Consider the following 1259-nt stretch of genomic DNA (forward strand, 5'->3'; position numbering starts at 1 on the left):
GCCGGCGGCGCCGGCATCAACCGAGGAACCGGCGGATCCGGCGGCGGCGGCGGTGCAGCACGCGGCCCGGGATCGGTCGGTGGCGCCGGCGGCGGCGGCGGCACCGGCAGCTTCGGCGGCACCGGTGGGGCGGGCGGCGCCGGCGGATCGTCCCAGTAAAGAAACTCAGGCGAGGGACGCCAGACGCGCGTCCTTCGCCGCTCGCCGCAGCGATCCCGACTTCGCGTCGACCGTTCTCGAGGAGACGAGCAATGAGAAGAACAACGACACTGATCGTGGCGCTCGGTTGCGCCGCGGCCGCGGGGACATTCGCGCGGGCCGCCACCAGCCACGCAACGGCGCCGATCGAGACTCTTCTCGTCCTGACGGCATCCAACGACGGCGCTGGTCTGCCCGGAGCACCGGGCGGAAAGGGTGGCGCCTCGGGACACGCTGCCGCGGGACGCCCCGCGGGAGCAGCAGTCGGGTACGAGCCCGACCAGGTGTTCGCCTACTGCATCGACGTGCTGGAGGCGTTGCACCGTGGTCAGGACGCGACGACGCTGCGTGGCCCGACCGGTATGGGCCCTGCCGATTGCTCGGATCTCTTCCGCACCCTCGCTCAAGGAGACGACGACATGAGGTCGGCGCAAAGCGGACAGCCTGGACGTGGTGGCGATGGCGGCAGCCTCCCCGGCGCGCCGGGCGGCAAAGGTGGTCAAGCCGGTGGGCGTGGCGGCGACGGCGGCGGCCTGCCCGGAGCACCGGGCGGCAAGGGCGGCCAAGCCGGCGGGCGCGGCGGTGACGGCGGCGGCCTGCCCGGAGCACCGGGCGGGAAGGGCGGACGCGCCGGCTCGCCCGCACCCGATCAGGCTCTCGTGGCCTACTGCACGGAGTTGCTGCGGCAGACGCGCCGAGAGGCTCGCGGCCTGTCGAGCCGGCCACCGCAGTCGGACATCTACGAAGCCGCCGATTGCACCGATTACTTCGCGTCGCTCGACGCGACGAACCCGACGACCGGGGCTCGAGGGAACCGCGACGGGCGTGACGGGCCGAGCGTTTCCGGCGGCGTCGGCGGCCGCGGCGGCAAGGCGGGCAGCGGTCCGGGTGGCGGTGCAGGCGGTGCAGGCGGGCTCGGCGCCACGGGCGGCGCCGGCGGCAAAGGCGGAGCCGGTGGGGCGAGCGACTGACCCGGAGTCGCGGCATCCGGCCGACCTCGCGGACGATCAGGAGCCGGTGACCACCCCTGTGTTTGATGAACGCGCACGATCGGCCGCCGC

1 protein-coding gene is annotated in these 1259 nt (G+C 74.3%); it reads left to right on the top strand.

The features are described from left to right. The first annotated feature begins 251 nt into the window (after window positions 1–251). A complete protein-coding gene (locus tag CH341_RS34680; protein ID WP_170149888.1) occupies window positions 252–1169 on the top strand; it encodes a hypothetical protein in 918 nt (305 codons plus the stop codon). Window positions 1170–1259 lie beyond the last annotated feature (90 nt).

This window comes from Rhodoplanes roseus, assembly GCF_003258865.1.
GTDB lineage: Bacteria > Pseudomonadota > Alphaproteobacteria > Rhizobiales > Xanthobacteraceae > Rhodoplanes > Rhodoplanes roseus.

What these genes read in the sequence shown, in the direction of transcription:
- CH341_RS34680 (WP_170149888.1), top strand. Translation starts at nt 252, where the DNA reads ATGAGAAGAACAACGACACTGATCGTGGCGCTCGGTTGCGCCGCGGCC.